Annotated in this window: 19 protein-coding genes; 10 read left to right on the top strand and 9 right to left on the bottom strand. The window is 72.2% G+C overall.

The annotated features are described in order from the left end of the window. The first annotated feature begins 13 nt into the window (after positions 1 to 13). Positions 14 to 1,300, top strand: a complete 1,287-nt coding sequence (locus AB0C04_RS28605) for a PHB depolymerase family esterase (RefSeq protein ID WP_357060447.1) — start codon at positions 14 to 16, stop codon at positions 1,298 to 1,300. Between the two features lie 86 nt (positions 1,301 to 1,386). On the opposite strand, the gene AB0C04_RS28600 is transcribed toward AB0C04_RS28605, so the two are convergent. From AB0C04_RS28600 to AB0C04_RS28585, 4 genes are all read right to left on the bottom strand, one after another. Beyond that, entirely contained in the window at positions 1,387 to 1,920 is a 534-nt protein-coding gene (locus AB0C04_RS28600; RefSeq protein ID WP_357060444.1) for a hypothetical protein, read from the bottom strand. A gap of 154 nt (positions 1,921 to 2,074) precedes the next feature. Then, on the bottom strand, positions 2,075 to 3,064 hold the full coding sequence (locus tag AB0C04_RS28595; RefSeq protein WP_357060442.1) for a transporter: 990 nt from the start codon (positions 3,062 to 3,064) through the stop codon (positions 2,075 to 2,077). After that, positions 3,061 to 3,951: an ABC transporter ATP-binding protein gene (locus tag AB0C04_RS28590; RefSeq protein ID WP_357060438.1), complete on the bottom strand. Its 891-nt coding sequence runs from the start codon at positions 3,949 to 3,951 to the stop codon at positions 3,061 to 3,063. Before AB0C04_RS28590 ends, AB0C04_RS28595 begins: the two co-directional genes overlap by 4 nt. 10 nt (positions 3,952 to 3,961) lie before the next feature. Beyond that, positions 3,962 to 4,378, bottom strand: a complete 417-nt coding sequence (locus tag AB0C04_RS28585) for a GntR family transcriptional regulator (RefSeq protein ID WP_357060435.1) — start codon at positions 4,376 to 4,378, stop codon at positions 3,962 to 3,964. Positions 4,379 to 4,563: 185 nt separating this feature from the next. Between AB0C04_RS28585 and AB0C04_RS28580 the strand changes: the two genes are divergently transcribed. Next, positions 4,564 to 5,895: a low temperature requirement protein A gene (locus AB0C04_RS28580; protein ID WP_357060433.1), complete on the top strand. Its 1,332-nt coding sequence runs from the start codon at positions 4,564 to 4,566 to the stop codon at positions 5,893 to 5,895. A 141-nt stretch (positions 5,896 to 6,036) separates the two neighbouring features. Here the strand turns inward: AB0C04_RS28580 and AB0C04_RS28575 are convergent, their stop codons facing one another. Further along, complete coding sequence (locus AB0C04_RS28575) at positions 6,037 to 7,683, bottom strand: MDR family MFS transporter (protein WP_357060430.1); 1,647 nt, start codon at positions 7,681 to 7,683, stop codon at positions 6,037 to 6,039. Then, positions 7,680 to 8,147, bottom strand: coding sequence for a MarR family transcriptional regulator (locus AB0C04_RS28570; RefSeq protein ID WP_357060427.1), 468 nt, complete (start codon positions 8,145 to 8,147; stop codon positions 7,680 to 7,682). Before AB0C04_RS28570 ends, AB0C04_RS28575 begins: the two co-directional genes overlap by 4 nt. 110 nt (positions 8,148 to 8,257) lie before the next feature. On the opposite strand from AB0C04_RS28570, the gene AB0C04_RS28565 reads away from it, so the two are divergent. The 6 genes from AB0C04_RS28565 to AB0C04_RS28540 all read left to right on the top strand — a co-directional run bounded on the left by AB0C04_RS28565 (position 8,258) and on the right by AB0C04_RS28540 (position 14,086). Beyond that, positions 8,258 to 8,863 (top strand): TetR family transcriptional regulator, encoded by a 606-nt coding sequence (locus AB0C04_RS28565; RefSeq protein ID WP_357060424.1) that lies wholly within the window; start codon positions 8,258 to 8,260, stop codon positions 8,861 to 8,863. Between the two features lie 409 nt (positions 8,864 to 9,272). After that, entirely contained in the window at positions 9,273 to 9,497 is a 225-nt protein-coding gene (locus AB0C04_RS28560) for a hypothetical protein (RefSeq protein WP_357060422.1), read from the top strand. Further along, positions 9,497 to 10,411, top strand: a complete 915-nt coding sequence (locus AB0C04_RS28555; protein WP_357060419.1) for an SDR family NAD(P)-dependent oxidoreductase — start codon at positions 9,497 to 9,499, stop codon at positions 10,409 to 10,411. The genes AB0C04_RS28560 and AB0C04_RS28555 overlap by 1 nt, the downstream gene beginning before the upstream one ends. Before the next feature lie 81 nt (positions 10,412 to 10,492). Beyond that, positions 10,493 to 11,221 (top strand): YoaK family protein, encoded by a 729-nt coding sequence (locus AB0C04_RS28550; protein WP_357060417.1) that lies wholly within the window; start codon positions 10,493 to 10,495, stop codon positions 11,219 to 11,221. Beyond that, on the top strand, positions 11,218 to 12,393 hold the full coding sequence (locus tag AB0C04_RS28545; RefSeq protein WP_357060414.1) for a glutathione-independent formaldehyde dehydrogenase: 1,176 nt from the start codon (positions 11,218 to 11,220) through the stop codon (positions 12,391 to 12,393). The genes AB0C04_RS28550 and AB0C04_RS28545 overlap by 4 nt, the downstream gene beginning before the upstream one ends. 343 nt (positions 12,394 to 12,736) lie before the next feature. After that, the gene (locus AB0C04_RS28540) at positions 12,737 to 14,086 is read left to right on the top strand and encodes an endo-1,4-beta-xylanase (RefSeq protein WP_357060410.1); all 1,350 of its coding nucleotides are present in this window, start codon (positions 12,737 to 12,739) and stop codon (positions 14,084 to 14,086) included. Positions 14,087 to 14,184: 98 nt separating this feature from the next. Here AB0C04_RS28540 and AB0C04_RS28535 read toward each other — a convergent pair whose 3' ends face one another. From AB0C04_RS28535 to AB0C04_RS28525, 3 genes are all read right to left on the bottom strand, one after another. Then, the gene (locus AB0C04_RS28535; RefSeq protein WP_357060407.1) at positions 14,185 to 14,454 is read right to left on the bottom strand and encodes a GlsB/YeaQ/YmgE family stress response membrane protein; all 270 of its coding nucleotides are present in this window, start codon (positions 14,452 to 14,454) and stop codon (positions 14,185 to 14,187) included. A gap of 104 nt (positions 14,455 to 14,558) precedes the next feature. Then, positions 14,559 to 15,632, bottom strand: a complete 1,074-nt coding sequence (locus AB0C04_RS28530) for a hypothetical protein (protein ID WP_357060404.1) — start codon at positions 15,630 to 15,632, stop codon at positions 14,559 to 14,561. 56 nt (positions 15,633 to 15,688) lie between these two features. Next, entirely contained in the window at positions 15,689 to 17,008 is a 1,320-nt protein-coding gene (locus AB0C04_RS28525; protein WP_357060402.1) for a hemolysin family protein, read from the bottom strand. Between the two features lie 125 nt (positions 17,009 to 17,133). Here AB0C04_RS28525 and AB0C04_RS28520 point away from each other — a divergent pair, with 125 nt between their 5' ends. After that, positions 17,134 to 18,174: a cation transporter gene (locus tag AB0C04_RS28520; RefSeq protein WP_357060399.1), complete on the top strand. Its 1,041-nt coding sequence runs from the start codon at positions 17,134 to 17,136 to the stop codon at positions 18,172 to 18,174. A 75-nt stretch (positions 18,175 to 18,249) separates the two neighbouring features. Next, positions 18,250 to 18,630, top strand: a complete 381-nt coding sequence (locus AB0C04_RS28515; protein ID WP_357060397.1) for a YccF domain-containing protein — start codon at positions 18,250 to 18,252, stop codon at positions 18,628 to 18,630. The last annotated feature ends 153 nt before the right edge of the window (positions 18,631 to 18,783 follow it).

The raw sequence follows: 18,783 nt of genomic DNA, 5'->3' as shown, positions 1-18,783 counted from the left end.
GGAGGAACCCCCCATGAGAGTCAGGCTCAGATTGCTCGGCGCCGCCCTGACGGCCGCCGCGCTCACCCTGCTGGCCGCGGTGACCGCCACCGCGCCGGCGTCGGCGGCATCGCTGACGGAGGTGACCAACTTCGGCACCAACCCCAGCAACCTGCGGATGTACCTCTACGTGCCGGACCGGGTCGCGCCGCGGCCGGGGGTGCTGGTCGCCGTCCACTACTGCACGGGCAGCGGGCCGACGTTCCACTCCGGCACCCAGTTCGCGTCCCTGGCCGACCGCTACGGCTATCTGGTGATCTACCCGTCGGTGACCCGCAGCAGCCAGTGCTTCGACGTCTCGTCGCCACAGGCCCTACGCCGGGACGGCGGTAGCGACCCGGTGGGGATCATGTCGATGGTCAACCACGTCCGGCAGCGGTACGACGTCGACCCGGCCCGGATCTTCGCCACCGGCGTGTCGTCCGGGGCGATGATGACCAACGTCCCGCTCGGGCTCTATCCCGACGTGTTCAGCGCGGGCGCCGCCTTCGCCGGCGTGCCGTTCGGCTGCTTCGCCACCACGAACGGCTCGGAGTGGAACAGCGAGTGCGCCAACGGCGAGGTCGTCCGGAGCCCGCAGGCCTGGGGCGACCTGGCGCGCAGCGCGTACCCCGGTTACACGGGCAACCGGCCGCGGATGCAGCTCTGGCACGGCACGAACGACGAGACGCTGCGCTATCCGAACTTCACCGAAGAGATCAAGCAGTGGACCAACCTGCACGGTCTCGGCCAGACGCCGACGTACACCGACACCCCGCAGTCCGGCTACACCCGGACCCGCTACGGCGGTAGCGGTGGCACAGCGCCGGTCGAGGCGATCAGCATGCAGGGCGTCTCGCACAACCTGCCGGTCGACGCCGCCCAGGCGATCCGCTTCTTCGGCCTGGACACGTCCACCCCGCCGCCCACCACACCGCCGCCGACCACTCCCCCGCCGGGCGGCGGGACCTGCCGGGTGGCGTACGCGGTGAACGCCTGGAACAGCGGACTGACCGCGTCGGTGACCATCACCAACACCGGCGCCACGACGGTCAACGGCTGGAGCCTCGCCTTCACGCTGCCCGACGGCCAGGGCATCACCAGCGGCTGGAACGCCTCCTACGCTCCGGCCAGCGGCGCGGTGACCGCCCGCAACGTCTCCTACAACGGGACCATCGCGCCCCTCGCGTCGGTGAACATCGGCTTCCAGGCCACCCACACCGGCGACACCGGACGGCCGACGTCGTTCACGTTGAACGGCGCGAGCTGCGCGGCCGCCTGACCGGTCGGCGAGCGGCGGTGGGTCGGCCGGACGTTCCGGCGCCCGCCGCCGCGCGGTCGGCGGGAGGCCGCCCGGCACCACGGCGCTCAGCCGGCCAGGGCCGCCGGCACCGGCACTCCGAGGTGGGTGAGGAGCGCCGCGACCTCGTGGCCGAGCTCGACGCCCACCGCGGCGACGTCGTCGTTGCCGAACGAGGCGAACGCGTGGCTCGGCTGCTCGATGTGGAAGCGCGTGCCCCCGCCGTCGTCGTCGCTGGTGATGGCGGTGCGCAGCGGCGCGTAGAGCATGACCGCGGGGTCGTGGCGGAACATCCGCTCGGCGGTGGTGTGGTTGCCCATCAGGTATTCGACGCAGTGCCCCGGGTCACCGGCGAGCCGCATCATCGGCTGGAGATCTCCGCTGCTCCAGTAGATCAGGAAGTTGTACGGCGCCCGCTCACGCATCAGGTCGAGCACCTCCGGCCAGGGCGCCTTGCGGGCCACCAGCGCGTTGAACGCCGCGGCGTCGTACGGCGGCACGGCCGCCTCGTACTGCCGGCGGAACTCGGCGAAGGAACGGTCGACCGGGATGTCGAACCGCAGCGCCTGGTAATGGTGCTCGCTCGCCACCCCCGCTGGCATCATCCCGAACCTCCGGTTTGATCACGGCTTATGCGCATCTTATACCGGTTTTGCAGGCGGGCCGCGGGGAGCCGTGCCTCTGCCCCCGCCCAGCTGGACGGCAAGCCGGGGGAAGGCGGCACCCGAACCGGGTGCCGCCTTCGGTCGATCCGCGCTACGCGATGCGGCGGATCGCCCGGACCGCGACGTAGACCAGCACCAGGGCGAGGAGCACGAAGATCCCGGTCTCGATGCCCTGGAACAGCCAGAACCGCCCCGCCGGCTGGTACAGCTGCCAGTTGTAGGCGCCGGGCTCGACGCCCAGCTCGGCCCCGCAGCCTCGGCCGGTCGGCCCCAGGGCGCCCGGCGGGCACTGCAGTCGGGTGTCGCTCGCCACCATCTGTCCGTCGGCGTTGCGGACGCCGCTGGAGAGGATCCAGTTGCCGCGACCGCCCACGGGTTCGCCGGTTCCCGTCAAGGGGAAGGTGAGCGTGCGGGCCGGCTGGTAGTGCGGTCGCGCCAGCACGGCCACCGCCGCCCGTACGCCCACGTAGCCGACCAGGGTGATGGCCATGGCGGGCAGCATCCGACGCCAGAGGGTGCCGGCGAAGATGCCGAGCGCCACCGCGAAGAGGGTGTAGCCGATCGGGACGATGCCCTGCAGGTCGAAGACGATGTAGCCGAGCCGGCCCTCGTGAGCGGCCTGGGTCAGCGGGTCGACCCACCACGACATGCCCAACCCGTAGCCAACCGCGGCGGTCAGCACGACCGCGCCGGCCAAGCCGAGCTTCACCAGGACCCATCGCCGCCGGCTGATCCCCTGGGTCCAGACGAAGCGGTGCGTGCCCTGCTCCACCTCGCGGGCGACCAGCGGCGCGCCCCAGAAGAGGCCGACCAGCATCGGCAGCATGACGAGCAGCACGGCCACCAGGTTCAGGGCACCGTACCGGCTGGTGAACCGGCGGTACCCCGCCTCGCAGGCTTCCACGGTCGCCGGTGCCACGTCGGCCCGCGCCAGGTCGCGCACACAGGCGGGCAGCCCGAGATCGGCGAACGTGCTCCGCATCGCCACACCGATCGGGATCATCACGGCGGCGAGCAGCACGAACCCGAGGAGGGTGAACAGCAGTTGCTTGCGGTGCTGCCGCCAGGCCAGCCAGATCATGCCGGTACCCCCCACTCGGTGTGGCTCGCCGTGGTGTCGCCGTCGGCCAGATAGGCCAGGATGAGGTCCTCCAGGCTGACCTCGCGGACCGTCCACGACGGATCGGTGATCGGCCCGTCGGTGCGGACGAGCAGGGTGGACTGCCGGTCGGTGTGGCTGGCCCGGACCACCGCCGCGACCCCGCCGAGCGGGCCGCCGTCGTGCCGGGGGCCGATGAGTTGCCGATGGCCGGCCACGATCTCGTCGACCGGGCCGACGAGCTGCACCCGGGCGGCGTTCAGCACGATCAGGTAGTCGCAGACCCGTTCCAGGTCGGCCAGCAGGTGCGAGGAGAGCAGGACCGTGGTGTCGGCGTCGGCGACGCTGCCCATCAGCGACTGGAGGAACTCCCGCCGGGCCAGCGGGTCCAGGCTGGCCACCGGCTCGTCGAGCAGCAACAGCCGGGGCCGCTTGGCCAGCGCGAGCGCGAGGGCCACCTGTGCGCGCTGGCCGCCGGAGAGCTTGTCGACCGGCTTGTCGGGCGGGATGCCCAGCTGGGCCAGCCGGTTACGGGCCAGCGCCCCGTCCCACCGCCGGTTCAGCTTCTCACCTGCGGTGACCAGCTCCGCGGCGGTGAAGTCCCGGAACAGCGGGGTGTCCTGGGCGACGAACCCGATGTCGGCGAGACTCTCCGTGTTGTTGTAGGGCGAGTCGCCGAACACCCGGACCGCCCCCGCGTCGGGCCGGAGCAGGCCGACCGCCAGGTGCAGCAGCGTGCTCTTGCCGGCGCCGTTAGGGCCGACGAGGGCGGCGATCCGCCCGGCTGGCAGGCGTAGCGAGCAGTCTCGCAACGCCCAGGTCTTTCCGTACCGCTTGCCGAGTCGGTCGGCCTCCAGGACCACGTCCATCTCTGTCCTCTCATTCCGCTCGCGCGGACTCCTTCTGCGGTGTGTCGTCGGCGAGTGCGGCCCGCATGGTGGTCTCCACCAGGGCGATGACGTCCTCCGGCGTGAGCCCGGCCGCCCGCGCGCGGTGCAGCCAGGTCTCCAGGTCGGCGCGCAGCTCGGCCTGGTTGGGCAGCGACGCGCCGGCCAGGGTGCGCTCGACGAACGTGCCGACCCCGGGTCGGCCGGCCACCAGGCCCTCGATCTCCAGTTCCCGGTACGCCTTGAGCACCGTGTTCGGGTTGATCGCCAGCGACTGCGCGACCTCACGAACCTTCGGCAGTTGGTCGCCCGGCACCAACAGGCCGACCCGCAGCGCCTGTTTCACCTGCTGCACCAGCTGCATGTAGGTGTTCACCTTGGACCGACTGTCCAGCACAAACTCGATCACTCGAGACGATCCTCTCTATTGTCCTACGGCAGTAGGACAAGTCAGAGCATCGCCTTGAGGAGAGTCGCTGTCAAGGGCATTGCCGGCGCGTCCCCCGCGTGTCGGTGCCGGAGTCGCCGGTCAGCATGGGCGCAGTCGGTAGCGATTCGGCCCGCGACCCGCACCGGCGCTGGGAGACTCATCCGGTGGGTCGCTACCGGTGGCGGGGGACGTTGGGGCCGGCGGTGCCCATCGCCCCGGGCACCCGCGCCGACAAGTTCGAGCTCTTCTTCGACCTGGTCTTCGTGGTCTCGTTCTTCATCATCACCCGGGCCACGGCGGCGAACGTCACCCCCCGGGAACTGCTGCACGCGCTGCTGGTGCTCGCCGTGCTCTGGTGGTGCTGGGTGGTGCACAGCGTCGTCGCCAGCCGGGTCCGGCTCGGTGAGGGCTTCGTCCCGGTGGCGATGGTCCTCGGCATGGCGGCGCTCTTCACCTTCGCGCTGGCCCTGCCCCAGGCGTTCGAGGACCCGCAGCACGGCGGTGCCGGGCCCATGCTGGTCGCGGCCAGCTACGTGGCGATCCGCCTCGTCCACCTGCTGCTCTACCTGCACGCGGTACGGGGGAAGGCGAACTCGCGCCGCAAGATGCTCCAGTTCCTGCCGGAGATGGCGATCACCACGGTGCTGTTGATCGTCGCCGCGGTACTTCCGCAGCACCTCGACGATCCGGGGCTGGCGGCGCTGGTCCGCGACGGGCTGTGGGTCGCAGTCGTCGTCATCCAGTACGGCAGCGGACTCCTCGCCGGCACCTGGGGCTGGGAGCTCCCCTCCGCCGAGCACTGGACGGAGCGCTACGACCTGATCCTGATCATCGCGCTGGGCGAGTCGGTCATCTCCGTCGGCGTCGGCGGCAACCTGCTCGGCAAGCCGGTCACCTGGCAGGCGATCCCGGCAGCCATGCTCGGGATCATCTTCACCGCGGCGCTGTGGTGGGCGCACTTCGACTTCGTCGGGCCGGCCGCCCGGATCGCGCTGCACGCGGCCAGGGACGGCCCCCGGGTCGCGATGGCCCGGGACGCCTACGCCTACCTCTACCTACCGATGATCGCCGGCGTGATCCTGTTCGCCATCGGCGCCGAGGAACTCATCCGCGTCATCACCGACCCGGCCGGCGGAGTGGGCGAGCCGGCCCACGGTCCCGCCGTACCGATGCTCTTCGGTGGGGTCATGCTCTACCTCGCGGCCGACCTGGCGTTCCAACTGCGCACCCTGCGCACCGTCACGTGGACCCGGATCGGGGTGCTGGTCGTCCTGGCCGTCGCGCTGCCGATCGGCGGTGAGCTGCCCGCGCTCGCCGCCCTCGCCCTGCTCACCGCCATCTGCGTGGCGCTGGTGACGATCGAGGCGGTGGTCTTCGCGGACTCCCGGCGCGCCCTGCGCGCGGTCATCCTCGAGGAGAAGACCGCGCACGAGGCGCACGAGGTCGCCTGGCGCGCCCGCTGGCACGAGGGCGAGCCGCCCACGGCGATGGACTGAGCACCGACGGTCCGGCCGAGGTCCCGCCACCGCCATCCGAGTGAGCCGGCACCGCCGCTGCGGGTCGGCGGGCACCCGCCCGGAAACGCCGAGACCGCCGCCGTCGGATGACGGCGGCGGCCCCGGTTGGCGCCTTGGAGGTCAGCGGCGGGTTGTCACGCCCTCGGGCGCCCCGTCGACGGAGACCTGGTCGAGCGCGGGCGCCCCGTCGACCGCGTCGGCCGCGACGGCCGCCGAGCGGGCCGCGTCGGGCAGGTCGAGGCTGGTCCGCAGGGTCACCGGCTTGAGCAGGAGACCGGCGATGACGCCCACGACGGCGATGGCGGCGGAGATCAGGAAGATGTGTCCGGTCGCGTCGCCGTACGCGGCGCGGACGATGTGCTGCACCGCCTCGGGCAGGGCGTTGAGGTTGAGGCTGCTGGTCTCGCCCGAGCCGCCCCCGGCGGGGATCCCGGACGCCGCGAGGTCGTGGGTGATCCGGTCGGTGACCTGGCGGGCGAGGACGGCGCCGAGCACGGAGACGCCGATCGTGCCGCCGAGCGAGCGGAAGAACGCGACGGTGGAGCTGGCCGCGCCGATGTCCTTGAGCGACACGGTGTTCTGCACGGCGAGGACGAGGTTCTGCATGGTCATGCCGACGCCGGTGCCGACGATGAACATGGCCGCGCCGACCAGGTAGAGCGAGGTCTCGTGGTCGATCGTGCCGAGCAGGGCGAAGCCCGCGACGAGCAGGATCGCGCCGCTGACGATGTACGGCTTGATCCGCCCGCTCTTGGTGATCAGCCGCCCGGCGACGATCGAGGAGAGCAGGACGCCGGCCATCATCGGGATGGTGAGCAGGCCGGCCTCGGTCGGGCTGTAGCCGCGGCCGATCTGGAAGTACTGGCCGAGGAAGACCGCGCCGCCGAACATCGCCATGCCGACCGCGAGGCTGCCGAGGATGGCCAGGGCGGTGGTGCGCTCGCGGACGACGCTCAGCGGGACCACCGGCTCGGCCGCCCGGGACTCGACCCAGACCGCCAGGGCGAGCAGGACGAGTGAGCCGCCGACCATGGCCAGGGTCTGCCAGGAGAGCCAGGCGAACGAACTGTCGACGAACGAGATCCAGATGAGCAGCACGCTGACGCCGGCGGCGATGAGCGTCGCGCCCAGGTAGTCGATCTTGACGTTCTCCCGGCGCACGGTGGGCAGGCGCAGGGTGGCCTGCAGCAGGACGAGCGCGACGAGGGCGACGGGCACACCGACGAAGAAGCACCAGCGCCAGCCGAGCCAGGAGGTGTCGACGATGAGCCCGCCCAGCAGCGGGCCGCCGACCGTCGCGACGGCCATCACGCCACCGAGGTAGCCGTTGTACCGGCCGCGCTCGCGCGGCGGGATCATCGCGGCGATCGCCACCTGGACGAGGGCCTGCAGCCCGCCGACGCCGATGCCCTGGAACGCCCGGGCGGCGATGAGCTGGCCGGCGCTCTGCGAGAAGCCGGCGACGACCGAGCCCAGCAGGAAGACGACGATGGCGATCTGCACCAGGGACTTCTTGTTGAACAGGTCGGCGAGCTTGCCCCAGATCGGGGTGGTGGCCGTCGCCGTCAACAGGGTCGCGGTGACCACCCAGGTGTACTGGGTCTGCGACCCGTTGAGCGAGCCAATGATCTTGGGGAGTGCCGTCGAGACGACGGTGCTGCTGAGCATCGCGACGAAGAGCACCAGCAGCAGGCCGCTGAGAGCCTCCAGCGTCCGCCGGTGGGTCATCGGCGCGGCGGCGCCGACGGTTGTGGTGGGTGCGCTCATCGCGCTGCCTCCAGGTTGTCGTGGTTTCCGAGGGCGATCTCGATGTCGCGGGTGAACCGGTCGAGCGCGGCGCTGAGCGCCGTGACCTCGCCGGGAGTCCAGTCGACGAGCGCCCGGTCGAGCACCTCGCCGTACCAGTCGAAGGTGTCGGTCAGCGCGGCCCGGCCGGCCGGGGTGAGCGACAGGAAGCTGGCCCGCTTGTCGTTCGGGTCGGGTCGCCGCTGCACCAGGCCGTGGGCGACCAGGGCGGCGACGGCGCGGCTGACGGTCGACGGGTCGAGCCGGGTCCGCTGGGCCAGCTCGCGGGCGTGGCAGCCGGTGGAGAGCCGGTCGATCTGCAGAAGGATGCCGACCAGGCCGGACGGCACAGCCGGCCGCTCGTCCGCCCGGCGCTGCTTGATCAATCGGACGCCGGTGAGCAGACCGTGCAGCCGGAGGCCGAGTTCCCGTACGGATTCGTCCACGTTCCCTCCCCGAGCCGAGATGGTTGCCTCAAACAATCATCTGCCAATCTTGCCCATCGGGCAAGTTTGCTCGTTGAGAACTCCATCACGGCCACGTACCCTTGGGAGCCATGGACGAGACCACGGGGCTGCGGGAACGCAAGAAGGCAGCCACCCGCCTCGCCCTGCACGAGGCGGCCCTGCGGCTCGCCATCGAAGAGGGGCTCGACCGGGTGACGGTCGAGGCGATCGCGGATGCCGCGAACGTCTCCCGGCGCACGTTCTCCAACTACTTCTCCAGCAAGGAGGAGGCCCTCTTCCACGGCGACACCATGCGGCTGAGCCGGATGTTGGAGCTGATCCGCGAGCAGCCGACCGACGAGCAGCCGTGGCCCGCGCTGACCCGGGCGGCGCTACGCCTGACCGAGGAGGCGTTCCACGACGCCGACCCGTCCTGGCTCACCCGCCGACGGCAACTGCGCGGGCACCCCGGGCTGGCCGCCCACCAGGTCGCGGCGTACGCCACCATCGAGCGTGAGGTGGCCGCGGAGCTCGCCCTCCGGCTGACCGGCGCCGACGTGACGCTGCGGTCCCGGGTGCTGGCGTCGACCTTCCTGACCACCGTGCGGGTCGCCGTTCAGCACTGGTACGAGCATCCCGAGCGCCCGCTGATCGACACGGTCCGCGCCGCGCTCGCCGTGGTCGCCCCCGCCTCGGCCGGCACACCCGTCGCCTGAGGCGGCCGACACCCGGCCCACGGCCGCGAACTCCCCCCGCATCACCGGCCCGCGTGTCAGTGGCGGGCGTATCGGCGGCGTGAAATGTCCGGCGCCGGGCGTCTAGAGCGCGTGAAGATCCTTGCCCAGGTCGGCCCGGCTGCGATGTGCTGGCTGACGTCGGGGTGAGAGACCCCGGCCGAGGTGAGAAGGACGACGGTGGCGAGGTCCAAGCGACGCATCCCGGCGGGCGTGTACGAGCCCGGCGGCGGCGTGCGGACGGTCGGTGTGGCCCAGACAGCGCCCGACCGTCCCCCGCGTCCGGGTTGCGTACGCCCGTAACCCCGTCGCTTCCACCGCGCCGCGCGGCGGGTCCGGCTCGGTTCGACCCGGACCCGCCGCGCGTCCCTTCCCTGGAGAGAGCGCAGCCGTGTACGACGACAGCGGCGCCGTCACCGTCACCGACCGAGGCAAATATGTCGAGGTCACGGTGCGACGGGACGGTCGCCTGAGCGCGTTTCAGATCAATCCGCACGCCATGTACGACCTGACCGCCGCCGAGCTGGCCTCGGCGTGCCTGGAGGCGGTCGAGCGGGCCGACTCGATGCGGTCGCACCCGGGCCGGGCCGCGATCGGTCGACGGGAGGAGCACTGATGTCACGCGCGGCAGCCGAAACCTGCGGGCCGCCCGTGGCACCCGCCCCGACAGCTGAGACCCGACCGACAGGAACCGATTCGACGAACGACGTCCCCGGGACCGCGCTGGTCACCGGCGCCGCCAGCGGCATCGGCCATGAGGTCGCCCGGCAACTCGCCAACGCCGGCTGGCAGGTGCTGCTGCACGCCCGTACGAACGCCGAGGGGCAGGAGGCGGCGCGCCGGCTCGCCGGGACCGGCGTCGACCCGGAGCTGCTGGAGCCGGTCGCGGCGGACTTCGCTCGGCTGAGCCAGGTCCGCTCGCTCGCCGACACGGTCGCCGCCCGGACCGCCGGGCTGGACCTGCTGGTGAACAACGCCGCCCTGCTGGGCAGCGGGCGAAGGGCCCTCACGATCGACGGCAACGAGCTGACTTGGCAGGTCGACTACCTAGCTCCCTACCTGCTCACCCGGTCGCTGCTGCCGGCGCTGCGGGCGACCGGTCGAGCGCGGGTGGTGAACGTGTCGTCGAGCCTGCACCGGATGGGCAACCTGGCGTGGGGCGACCTGAACGGCGCCACCCGCTACGCCCCGGTCGCCGCGTACGCCCAGGCGAAGCTCGCGCTGATCATGTTCGGCGTGGCGCTCGGGGGGCGGACCGGCGCGGACGTGACGGTGGCGAGCGTCCACCCCGGCGCGGTACGCACCCGCCTGATGGCCGCCTACGGGCGCAGCGGTGGGCCGGTCACCGACGGCGCGCTGGCCGTGCTGCACGCGGCCACCACGGAGGTCACGCCAGCCAGCGGCGGCTACTACGAGGGTCTGTTGCCGGCGAAGCCGGCGTCGCTGGTGGCCGACCCGGCGGCGGTGGAGCGGCTGTGGCGGCTCACCGAGCGGCTGCTCGGGCTCACCGCCTCCGCCCGGGCGGCATGAACGGCGCGCGCCCGGGAAGAAGCCGTTCGCCACGGTGGGTGACGGCGGGAAGGCAGTAGTACGAGTGACGGAGCGGGCCGGGTGACCGGACCGGGCAGCGCCGGCCAGGTCGACGGTCCCGTGCTGTCCCGGCCGGTGGTGGTCCGGCTGCTGGTGGTGCTGGCCGCCGCGTCGGGCTGCATCGACGTGTTCTGCGTGACCCGACTGGGCGGCTTCTTCGCCAGCGTGATCACCGGCAACCTGGTGCAGCTCGGCCACGCGGTCGCCACGACGAAGCCGCAGCTGGTGGCGGGCGGGGCGACGGCGGTCGGCGGCTACGCGCTGGGCGTCGCCGGAGGCATGCTCCCGCTGCGTCGGCTCGGGTCGGGCTGGCGTCGGCGTACCGCAGGGGTGGCGGTGGCCGAGTCGGTGCTGCTGGCCGGCGTCGCGGTGGGCTGGTGGGCGACCGGCGGGCGGCCCGGGTACGCGTTCGGCTTGGCGCTGCTCGGTGCGGCGTCGGCGGCGAGCGGGGTGCAGAGCGTGATCACCCTCAGCGCCGGGATCCGCGGCGCCGCGACCACCTACCTGACCGGCTCGCTGACCGAGGTGGTCCGCGGCGCGGTGCTCGACCCGCATCGGATCGTCGCCGGGGCGGGCGGGATCTCCCGGCTGTTGGGGCTCTTCGTCGGCGCGGTGCTCGGCGCGCTGACGCTGACCGTGGCGCCGAGGTGGGCGCCCGCGCTCGCGGCGGCGCTGGTGGTGGCGGTCGTGGTCGTAGCCGTGGGACTGGCCCAGCGGGGCGCGACCACCGAGCGAGGGAGGCACGGATGAGAGCCGTCGTCTACGAGGACGTCCGGACGGTCGGGGTGCACGAGGTGCCCGACGCGACGCTGGAGGCGGAGACGGACGCGCTGATCCGGGTCACCTCCAGCGCGCTCTGCGGCACCGACCTGCACATGTACGACGGGCGCACCGTAGCGAACGCCGGTCTGGTGCTCGGGCACGAACCACTGGGCGTGGTCGAGCGGGTGGGCGGTGCGGTGCAGACCATTCGGCCCGGGATGCGGGTGGTGATCCCGACGCACCTCTTCTGCGGCACCTGCGCGATGTGCGCCCGGGGGCTCTCCGCCGCCTGTCTGCGGGCCCGGGCCGAGGGGCCGGGCGCCGCGTACGGCTACGCCGGGATGGGCCCCTACCGGGGCGCGCAGGCCGAACTGCTCCGGGTGCCGTGGGCCGACGCGAACTGCGTACGCCTGCCGGGTGAGCCCGGCGACGCCCGTGAGGACGACTTCGTACTGCTCGCCGACGCTTTCGTCACCGGCTGGCACGCGGCCGCCACCCTCGCCGGGGTCGAGGCGGGCGACACGGTGGCCGTGTTCGGCGCCGGCACCATCGGCCTGCTCAGCGCGTACTCGGCGGTGATCCTGGGGGCCCGCGCCGTGTACTGCGTCGACGGGGTGGACGCCCGCCTGGACAAGGCCGGTGAGATCGGGGCGACGCCGGTCGACTTCCGCCACGGTGATCCGGTGGAGCAGATCCTCGCCGACCGGGCCCGGGCCGGGCTGCCGCTCGGCGAGGAGAAGCTGGGCGGAGTGGACAAGGTCATCGACGCGGTCGGGTTCCAGGCCCGTGACCGGGAGAGCCCCGAGCGGGAGCGCCCCAACCAGGTGATCGCGGACGCGGCCCGGCTGGTCAACCCGACGGGCGCGATCGGGGTCGCCGGGGTGTACCCGGACAACGACCCGCACCCGGCTCCCGGCGCGAGCGGGCACGAGGAACTGACCGCGCCGTGGGGAACGTTGTTCAGCAAGGGCGTGTCGGTCCGCTTCGGTCGTACCCACGACCGCCGTTACACCCTTCGACTGCGTGATTTGGTGGTCTCCGGCCGGGCCCGACCCGGCGTCGTCGTCACCCACCACGGCTCGCTCGCGGCGGCGCCCGAGCTGTACCACCGCTTCGACCGGCGCGAGAACGGCGTGATCAAGGCGGTGCTGCACCCGTAGCCGGACGCTGGCGTTGCGGAACAGTTCCGGAACATCCGGCATCCGCGCCACTCCCCGGACATCGATCATTGGTCGCAGTCTCCGCCGTCGCCGCGCAGTCACCTGTTCGAGCTGGCACGGCTTCCACCACGGTTGTCAGAGCAGCGGGGCTTAGCTCTCGTTAACTTTCCGGAAATTCTTGCTCGTCAATGCGGGCGCTGCCATACTCCACATCCACCGGAGTCGATTCCTCAAGGCCCGCACCCGCCGTCCCGGGTGCGGGCACCTCGACGGTCCCGACCCGCCACCACCACCCAGGCCGCCGCCCCCACGGCCCGGCCTGGCTCCCAGAGAAGGGAAAAGCATGATCGAGAGGTGCCAGGGGAACATTCGTCCGAAGTCCGGTCCCCGAGCGCGTACGGCGGTCGTCCTCGCCGCCGCGGGTCTGCTCGCCGTGACCACCGCCGCGTTCCTGCCGGGCACGGCTAGCGCCGGGACCACCCTGGGTGCGTCGGCGGCGGAGCGGGGCCGGTACTTCGGCACCGCGGTCGCCGCGAACAAGCTGAGCGACAACACCTACGCCACGATCCTGAACCGCGAGTTCAACTCGGTGACCCCCGAGAACGAGATGAAGATCGACGCCACCGAGCCGCAGCAGGGCCAGTTCAGCTACGGCGCGGCGGACCAGATCGTCAACCACGCCCGCAGCCGCGGAATGCAGGTGCGCGGCCACACCCTGGCCTGGCACTCCCAGCAGCCCGGCTGGATGCAGAACATGTCCGGCAGCGCGCTGCGGCAGGCGATGCTCAACCACGTCACCCAGGTGGCGACCCACTTCCGCGGCCAGGTCGTGGCGTGGGACGTGGTGAACGAGGCGTTCGCCGACGGCAGCTCCGGCGCCCGCCGCGACTCCAACCTCCAGCGCACCGGCAACGACTGGATCGAGGCCGCGTTCCGGGCCGCTCGCGCCGCCGACCCGGGCGCGAAGCTCTGCTACAACGACTACAACACCGACGACTGGACGCACGCCAAGACCCAGGCCGTCTACAACCTGGTACGCGACTTCAAGCAGCGCGGCGTGCCCATCGACTGCGTCGGCCTCCAGTCGCACTTCAACAGCGGCTCGCCCTACCCGGGCAACTACCGCACCACGCTGTCCAACTTCGCGGCGCTCGGCGTCGACGTGCAGATCACCGAGCTGGACATCGAGGGCGCGCCGGCGGCCACCTACCGCAACGTCGTGCAGGACTGCCTGGCCGTCTCCCGCTGCACCGGCATCACCGTCTGGGGCATCCGGGACACCGACTCCTGGCGGGCCTCGCAGAACCCGTTGCTCTTCACCGGCAGCGGCGCCAAGAAGCCGGCGTACGACGCGGTTCTCGCCGCGCTCAACGGGGGCTCGACCCCGCCGACGACCGGGCCGCCGACCCCGCCGCCCGGCGGCGGCTGCACCGCGACCCTGCGCGACGCCACCCGGTGGAGCGACCGGTTCAACAGTGAGGTGACGGTCAGCGGGGCGAGCAACTGGACGGTGGTCGTCGCCGTCACCCCGCCGCAGAAGATCTCGTCCACCTGGAACGGCACACCGAGCTGGGACACCAGCGGCAACGTCATGACCATGCGGTCGAACGGCAGCGGCAACGTCTTCGGCTTCACCACCATGGCCAACGGCACCTGGACCCGCCCACAGGTCCGTTCCTGTACCGCGTCCTGACCAGCGACCCGCGCACGAAACGGGGCGGCGACGGTTTCCCGTCGCCGCCCCGTTTCGTGCCCGGTGCCCGCCCGGCGCCGGCTGGCGCGGTGGTGCCGTCAGACGCGGCGGCGGCCGTAGGCGCCGGCGGTGATGGCGACGCCGATCGCGGCGAAGACGACCTGGATGATCAGCTCGATCCAGTCGACGCCGCTGGTGTCGTCGACGCCGAGCGCACCGGCCACGATGGTGCCGAGGATGGCGGCGAGCACGCCGATCAGCAGGGTGAGCCAGATCGGGATGTTCTGCTTGCCCGGTACGACCAGCCGACCCAACGCGCCGATGATCAGACCGATGATGATGGCGGTGAAGATGCCGGTGACTTCCACGAGAGCCGTCCCTTCCGAGGGGTGTTGACGGCCCGATCATTGCCCTGGGCAACATGCTCCGAAACCCGCGTGCGGGCACGCGAGATCCGGGCCGTCGAGGCCGGCTACCGGCGCCCGGCGCGACGCGACCGGGTCACCGCGACCAGACCCCCGACGAGCAGCGCCAGCCCCAGGCCACCGGCCGCCACCACGGCGGTGCCGATGCGGCCGGCGGTGCGGTCGCCGTCGTCCGCCGTGCCGGCGGCCGGTGTCGGGGCGCCCGGCGAGGCGGCCGGCGCGGGCTCCGCCAGGGGGTAGCGCAGGATCACCGGCCGCGTGCCGGCGACGGCGGCCTCGGAGACGGTGAGCAGGGAACCCCCGTCGCGGCTGTAGGAGATCGACTCGCCCTGCGGCTCGTCGGGCAGGGGCGTGATCCGCGGGGTCCCGGTGGTCAGGGCGGTGATCACGTCGCCGCCGGTGACGTCGAACTCGAACGCGTCGGCGTACGTCCGCAGCACCACCCGCCGCCCGTCCGAGGCGGTCGCCGCCCCGGTGACCGAGGACCGGCCGAGGACGCCGTACGGGTTGCTGGTCGTGGTGGCGGGCAGCCGCACCTGCCCGACCCGGGTCAGCGCCACCGTCGCGCCGGGCCGCAGGGCGGTGCTCGGGGTGTAGAGCACGGCCGAGTACTTGGTCACGATCACCGGCCGGCCGTCGCCGGTCACCAGCAGCGCCTCGGCGTCGTGCGCACCGTCCGGGTAGGACATCCGGTACAGCACCGGCCGGTCGGCGCCCGGGGCGAGCCGCCACACCGCGATGGTCTGCCGGGTGCGGTCGTTGTCACCGATGTCGCCCACCCAGATCGTGCCGTCCGCGCCGACGGCGAGATCCTCGGTGTCCCGCGGCCGCGAGGGGTACGGCACGGCCCGTGCCACCGCGCATGCCGAATCCAGGAAGAAGATGCGGCGGCGGGCCGCGTCGTCGGCGCCGTCGTTCATCATGACGAACCCGTCATCGGTGGCCACCATCCCGGAGATCTCGGCCAACCGGCGATCACCGAGCTCGCAGATCGGGATCGCGGGGGTCGGGGCGGGGGACGGCTCCGCCACCGCCCGGCCGGGCACCGCCACGCCGGCGAGAATCGCCACCGCGCCCACCGCGGCGCGCAGCCTCCGTACGCTCTCCGCGCCTGGCCGCATCGCCCGCCCCTTCCTGTCGCCTTCCGGACCCCGTCGCCGCCGTGGTGTCGGCGCCGTCAGGAGCCGGCCCGGTCCTCGTCGTCCCGGCCAGCCTCGGTCGCCGCCGACGAGCCCGGACGTAGCCTGACACGGGTGATGGCGCGGCCGGTCACCTCGGTCACCTCCGCCGTGAACCCGGGCAACTGCACAACCTCCCCGGCGGTCTTCGGGATGTGGCCGAGGTGGGTCAGCACCAGGCCCGCGACCGTGGTGTAGTCGCCCCCCTCGATGGTCTCCTCATCGAGCTCGACGCCGACGTCGGGCAGGTCGTGCACGGGAAAACCACCGGGCAGCAGCAGCGACCCGTCGGGGGCCCGGACGACCGCCTGCACGTCACGGTCGGTCTCGTCGTAGATCTCACCGACGATCTCCTCGATGAGATCCTCCATCGTCACGATGCCGTCGATGGAGCCACGCTCGTCGACGACCAGGGCGAACTGCTGGCGTTGCAGGCGCAGCTCCCGGATCGCCTCGGTGACCTTCAGGGTCTCCGGCAGGTAGAGGGCCGGATGCGCGCGCTCACCGACCGGCCCGTCGGCGTCGAGCAGGTCGCGCAGGTGCACCACGCCGAGCGTGTCGTCCAGGCCACCACGGCCGACGATCGGCGCCCTCGTGTGCCCCGAGGCGCCCAACTCCCCTAGAGCCTCGCGGGCGGAGAGCGACGCCGGCAGGGTGACCACCTCCCGGCGGGGCACCAGGATCTCCCGCAGGATCCGCTCGGCGACCTCGAAGGCCCCACTGATGATCATCCGGTGTTCGGGGGTCAGGCTGCGCTGCGCGGCGACCATGTCCCGCAGCTCCTCGGTCGTGACCTCCTCACGCCGGGCGCGGGGGTCACCGCCGGTCAGCTGGACCACGACGTCGTTGGCCCTGCCGAGCAGCCAGACCGCCGGGCGGGAGAACATCGACAGCGCGTCCAGGGGCCGGGCGACCAGCAGCGCCCACCCCTCGGGGCGCTGCAAGGCGATCCGTTTCGGCGCCAGCTCCCCCAGGACGAGGGTGATGAAGGTCAGCACGACCGTCACCAGCACGATCGACACGGGTTTCGCCGCCGAACCGAGGAACCCGAGCGGATCGACGAGTGGCGCGGCGAGCGACACCGCCGCCGCCGCGGAGGCCAGGAAGCCGGCCAGCGTGATCCCGATCTGGATGGTGGCCAGGAACCGGTTCGGGTCGCGCGCCAGCCGGGCCAGGACCCGTCCGCCCCGGGAGGCACGCTCCAGGCGCTGCAACTGACCCTCGCGCAGTGACACCAGCGCCATCTCGCTACCCGCGAACACCGCGTTCACCAGCACCAACACGAGCACCAGCGCGACCTGCACGCCATAGCCGCCCACGGCCTGTTCGACGCCTCCCTGGCCCGGACCCTCCGGAGCATCAACCGTACGGCGGCAGCCATGCCCCGAACGGACCATCGGGCACATCGAGGCATCACCCGCCCGGATCGGGGAATCCTCGGCCGGTGCCGGACCCGACCAGCCTGCCCTGGCCCCTGCCGTGGAGCATCGCCGTGTTCGCGCTGGCCGGTGCGATCACCGTCGCCGGCAGCATTCGGCTGGCCGGCCTCGGCGACGCCCTGGCCGACCGCACCGGCTGGGGCGAGGCGCTGTTCGGCGTGGTGTTCTTCGGCGTCGTCACCGGTCTGTCCGGCATCATCATGACCATCGTCGCCGCGGGCAGTGGCGAGGCCAGCCTCGGCTACAGCAACGCCGTCGGTGGCATCGCCGCCCAGACCACCGCCGTCGCCGTCGCCGACGCCTTCCACCGGCGGGTCAACCTCGAACACGCCGCCGCCTCGCTGTCGAACCTGCTCTCCGGCTGCCTGCTCATCGCCCTGCTCGCCCTCGCGCTGCTGGCCAGCTACATCCCGGAGACCACCGTCGCCGGAGTCGACCCGATGTCCGCCGTGCTGGTCGGCACCTACGTCGGCGGCCTGGTCCTCATCCGGCGGGCCGGCGCGCAGCCGATGTGGCAGGCGATCGCCACCGCCGAGACCCAGCCGGACGTCCCGCACAACGAGAGCCCGCTGAACCGGCACTCGCCGCGATGGTTGTGGAGCCGCTTCGCGGTGGTCGGGCTGCTCGTCGCCGCCGGCGGCTGGCTGGTGGCGCTCGCCGCCAAGAGCCTCGTCGACGTCACGGGCCTCACCACCGGGTTCGTCGGCGGCGTGCTCATGGGGATCGTCAACGCGCTACCGGAGACGGTCACCGCCATCGCGGCCGTCCGCCGCGGCGCCGTCACCCTGGCCATCGCGGCCGTCCTCGGCGGGAACATCCTCGACGTGCTCACCCTCGTCGCCGGCGACCTCGCCTACCGGCAGGGCTCGATCTACCACACCGCCGGCGACGACGAACTGCTCGCCACCACCACCAGTCTCTTCATGACCGCCGTCCTCCTCGGTGGCCTGTTGATCCGCCAGACCTGCGGTTGGGGCCGACTCGGCTTCGAAGGCGTCCTGCTGCTGGCCAGCTACGCCGCCATGACGGCCGTCCTCGCGTTCTGAGCGCGGGTTGCCGGGGACGGGCCCGCTGACTCACCGGCCGGACGACCGGTGGCGGACGGTGGTCATGCTGAGAGGGTGATTCGCTTTCTGCTCAACGTGCTGTGGCTCATCTTCGGCGGCGGGATCCTGCTGGCCATCGGGTACGGAATCGCGGCGCTGATCTGCTTCCTGCTGGTCGTCACGATCCCGTTCGGGGTGGCGTCGCTGCGCCTGGCGTCCTACTCGCTCTGGCCCTTCGGCCGCACCCTGGTCCCGAAGCCGGGCGCCGGGGTCGGCTCGGGTCTCGCGAACGTCCTCTGGGTGGTGCTGGCCGGCTGGTGGCTCGCGCTGTCCCACATCGTCGCCGGCATCGCGCTCTGCGTCACGATCATCGGAATCCCGTTCGGCATCGCCAACTTCAAGCTCGTCCCGGCGGCGTTCTGGCCCCTCGGCCGCGAGGTGATCGACGCGCCCTGACCCGGCGGGTGCGCCCACGCAAGATCCGCGCAACTTCCCCGAAGATGTCGCCTTCCGAGCCGTGAAGGCAGCAACCAACGGGATGTTGCGCGGATCTTGGCATCGGTGGCGCTGGGCGGCAGCGATCAACGTCGGGCAATCTAGACGGGGCGA

This window comes from Micromonospora sp. NPDC048909 (assembly GCF_040649635.1).
Lineage (GTDB): Bacteria > Actinomycetota > Actinomycetes > Mycobacteriales > Micromonosporaceae > Micromonospora.
Note: the sequence above shows the minus strand (reverse complement) of the source record. Positions and strands in the feature narration are given on the sequence as shown.